The sequence below is a fragment of the Micromonospora sp. M51 genome, assembly GCF_018070305.1.
GTDB classification, from domain to species: Bacteria; Actinomycetota; Actinomycetes; order Mycobacteriales; family Micromonosporaceae; genus Micromonospora; species Micromonospora parva.
Map to the genome: position 1 here is coordinate 1 of NZ_JAGPXZ010000559.1, position 4225 is coordinate 4225.

Annotated in this window: 3 protein-coding genes; 1 reads left to right on the forward strand and 2 read right to left on the reverse strand. The window is 72.3% G+C overall.

Features of this window, described 5'->3' with window-relative positions; translation table 11 throughout:
* The coding region (gene guaA, locus KBX53_RS24440; protein ID WP_210861866.1) for a glutamine-hydrolyzing GMP synthase at positions 1 to 1551 on the reverse strand (1551 nt) is incomplete at its 3' end.
* Positions 1552 to 1703: 152 nt separating this feature from the next.
* Positions 1704 to 3401 (reverse strand): FAD-dependent oxidoreductase, encoded by a 1698-nt coding sequence (locus KBX53_RS24445; protein WP_210861868.1) that lies wholly within the window; start codon positions 3399 to 3401, stop codon positions 1704 to 1706.
* Positions 3402 to 3545: 144 nt separating this feature from the next.
* Here KBX53_RS24445 and KBX53_RS24450 point away from each other — a divergent pair.
* Positions 3546 to 4225 (forward strand): LCP family protein (locus KBX53_RS24450; protein ID WP_210861870.1); only part of this gene is annotated, 680 nt, incomplete at its 3' end.

Sequence of the window (4225 nt, forward strand, 5' to 3'; positions counted from 1 at the left end):
CCACTCGATGGTGCCCGGCGGCTTGCTGGTGACGTCCAGGACCACCCGGTTGACCTCGGCGACCTCGTTGGTGATCCGGGTGGAGATCCGGGCCACCACGTCGTAGGGCAGCCGGGACCAGTCGGCGGTCATCGCGTCCTCGCTGGAGACCGGGCGCAGCACCACGGGGTGCCCGTAGCTGCGCCCGTCTCCCTGCACACCGACGCTGCGCACGTCGGCGAGCAGCACCACCGGGAACTGCCACACGCCCCGGTCGAGGCCGGCGGCGGTCAACTCCTCGCGGGCGATCAGGTCGGCCTGGCGAAGCAGGTCGAGGCGCTCCTGGTCGACGGCGCCGATGATCCGGATGGCGAGGCCGGGGCCGGGGAACGGGTGCCGCCAGACCATCGCCTCGGGCAGACCCAGCTGGAGGCCGAGCGCTCGGACCTCGTCCTTGAACAGGGTGCGCAGCGGCTCGACCAGCGCGAACTTCAGGTCCTCCGGGAGGCCGCCGACGTTGTGGTGGCTCTTGATGTTGGCGGTGCCGGTGCCGCCGCCGGACTCCACCACGTCGGGGTAGAGGGTGCCCTGGACGAGGAACTCCACGTCGCCGTGCGCGGCGATCTCGCGGGCCGCCGCCTCGAAGACCCGGATGAACTCCCGGCCAATGATCTTGCGCTTCTGCTCCGGGTCGGTCACCCCGGCGAGCGCGCCGAGGAACCGGTCGGCGGCGTCGACCACCTTCAGCTTGATGCCGGTGGCGGCGACGTAGTCCTTCTCCACCTGCTCGGCCTCGCCGGCGCGCAGCAGGCCGTGGTCGACGAAGACGCAGGTGAGCTGGTCACCGACGGCCTTGTGCACCAGCGCCGCGGCGACCGCCGAGTCCACCCCGCCGGAGAGGCCGCAGATGACCTCCTTGTCGCCGATCTGGGCGCGGATCCGGGCGACCTGCTCGTCGATGATGTTCTCGGGCGTCCAGGTCGGCTCGATGCCGGCGATGTCGTAGAGGAAACGGGTCAGCATCTCCTGGCCGTGCGCGGTGTGCCCGACCTCCGGGTGGAACTGCACGCCGGCCCGCCGGCCGGCCAGGTCCTCGAATGCCGCGACGGGGGCGCCCGCCGACTCGGCGGTCACCGTGAAGCCCTCGGGCGCCTCGGTGACGCAGTCGCCGTGGCTCATCCACACCGGCAGGTCGGCCGGCAGGTCCCGCAGCAGCACACCGGGGTCGAGCAGGCGGGGGCGCAGCGGGGTGCCGCCGTACTCACGGTTGCCGGTCCTGGTGACCGTGCCGCCGAGCGCCTGGGCCATCGCCTGGAAGCCGTAGCAGATGCCGAAGACCGGCACGTCGGCGTTGAACACCCCCGCGTCGATCTGCGGTGCGTCCGGGGCGTAGACGCTGGCCGGGCCGCCGGACAGGATGATCGCGGCGGGGTTCTTCGCCAGCATCTCGGCGATCGGCATCGAGTGCGGCACGATCTCGGAGTAGACCTTCGCCTCACGGACCCGACGGGCGATGAGCTGGGCGTACTGGGCTCCGAAGTCCACCACGAGGACAGGGCGAGGCAGGCTCATGTGCACAAAGCCTACCGAGTGTCACCCCCGCTCCCGGCACCGGCTCGCCAGCAAGCCCCACTTCCCGCGATCGTGCACTTTCTGCCCCGACAAAGGCCACGAATGCCGCGCAACGACGACCGAAAGTGCACGATCGCGGGGGTTGCGGGAGGTCAAGGACGCAGCGCGCCCGGGGCGTTCGGCGGGACTGCCGGGTTTCGCGGGGGTACGGGGGGCAGCCGGCGGTACGGGCCGCCGAGCGGCGGGCGGGGATCTTCCTCGCCCTGGTTCGGCCAGAAGGTCATGGCCCGTTCCGCCTGGGCGGTGATCGTCAGGGAGGGGTTCACGCCCAGGTTGGCCGAGACCGCCGCGCCGTCGACCACGTGCAGCCCGGCGTGCCCGTACACCCGGTGCCAGGGATCGATCACTCCGTCGGCCGCTGTCGCGCCGATGACCGCCCCGCCCAGGATGTGCGCGGTCACCGGGATGTCGAACGGCTCGGTGAGCGAGCCGCCGGCGGTGCCGCCGATCTCGTCGGCGAGCAGCCGGGCCGCTGTGTTGCCGGCCGGGATCCAGGTCGGGCTCGGGGTGCCGTGACCCGGGCCGGTGACCAGCCTGCGGCCCAGCGGGCCACGCCGCCACCGGGTGGTCAGCGAGTTGTCCACCGACTGCATGACCAGGGCGATCACCGTCCGTTCCGACCAGCCCCGGACCGACACCATCCGCGCGGCCAACCCGGGCTGCCGCACGATGCGGCCCAGCCAGCGGCGTACCCGGTGCGGGCCGCCGTCGACCAGCAGCGACTGGAGCAGCCCCATCGCGTTGGAGCCGCGCCCGTAGCGGACCGGCTCGATGTGCGTCTGCGGGTCGGGGTGGAACGAGCTGGTGATGGCCACCCCCTCGGTGTAGTCCAACCGCTCGGAGCGGGCCCGCTGTCGTGGCACCGAGGCGCCGAGGATCGCCTCCGAGTTGGTTCGGGTCAGCTCGCCGAGGCGGGGCGAGAGCCCGGGGAGCGCCGCGTCGGCGCGCATCGCGTGCAGCAGCCGCTGGGTGCCGAGCGCCCCGGCGGCGAAGACCACCTGGTCGGCGTGGATGACCTGCCGGCCCCGGCGCAGCCAGGCGCCGGTGCGTTCGGTGTGCACCTGGTAGCCGCCGCCGTCGGCGGGCCGGACGGCGGTCACGGTGGTCAACGGGCGGACCGTGACCCCGAGCCGCTCGGCGAGCCAGAGGTAGTTCTTGACAAGCGTGTTCTTCGCCCCGTGCCGGCAACCGGTCATGCACGAGCCGCAGTGCGTGCAGCCGGTGCGCTCCGGGCCGGCGCCGCCGAAGTACGGGTCCGCGACCCGCTGGCCGGGCCGGCCGATGTGCACGCCCACCGGGGTGGCGTGGAAGGTGTGCCCCACCCCCATCCGCTCGGCCACCGCCCGCATGGCCCGGTCCGCACCGGTGTGCACGGGATACGTGGTGACGCCGAGCATCCGTTTCGCCTGGTCGTAGTGGTGGGCCAACTCGTCGCGCCAGTCGGTGATGTCCCGCCACTGCGGGTCGTCGTAGAAGGCCGGCAGCGGTTCGTAGAGGGTGTTCGCGTAGACCAGCGAACCGCCGCCCACCCCGGCGCCGGAGAGCACCAGCACCCCGCCGCCGGATCGTCGGTCGGCCGGGCGGAGCAGGGTGAGTCGTTGGATGCCGTAGCAGCCCAGCTTCGGTGCCCAGAGGAACCGGCGGACCCGCCAGGATGTCTGCGGGAACTCCTCGTCGGTGAAGCGGCGGCCGGCCTCCAGCACCGCCACCGAGTAACCCTTCTCGGCGAGTCGGAGCGCGGTGACGCTGCCACCGAAGCCGGACCCGATGACGACCACGTCGTACCGCATGAAGGCATCATTACTCGTGAGTAGCGCTCGCGCCAGCGGCACTTTTCGCGCGATCATGCTCCGGCCGACCGACCCGGCGCCTCCCGGCCGCAACCCGGAGCACCCGTCGGAGCGTTGTTCACCAGACGGGTGGGAGGAATCCGCATGGTTCTCGGGTCGATGGCACCACGCCGACGGTGGCTGCTGCTGGGGCTCACGGCCCTCGCCGTGGTCGCGCTGATCGCGGCCGGCGCCGTGGTGGTCACCCGGCTGACCGGTGACAACACGCCGGGCGGCGCTCCGGTGGCCGGCTCACCGACCCCGTCGCCGGTCGGCACGCCCACCCCGAGCCCCAGCGGTCCACCGCCGGGCGCGGACATCACCGGCCCGCTCAACCTGCTGCTGGTCGGTGTGGACACCCGGGTCAGCGTGCCCGGATGGGAGCCGCACTCGGACGCCGTGCTGGTGCTGCACGTACCCAAGGGACTGAACCGGGCGTACCTCTTCTCACTCCCCCGCGACCTGCTCGTGGACATCCCGGCGTTCCCGAAGGCCGGCTACAAGGGCGGCAAGACCAAGCTCACCCACGCGATGAGCTTCGGCAGCCGGGTGCCGGGCAAACCCAAACAACCCAGCACCGCCCAGGGGTACGAGCTGCTGCGCAGCACGGTCAGCGGTTACACCGGGCTGCGCATCGACGCTGGCGCGGTGCTCACGTTCAACGGGTTCGACCGGCTGGTCGACGAACTGGGCGGGGTGGACATCTACGTCGACCAGCGGGTCGAGTCGCTGCACCGTCGACCGGACGGCAAGTACCGCGAGCCCGCGCCGGGCGGGTACAAGGG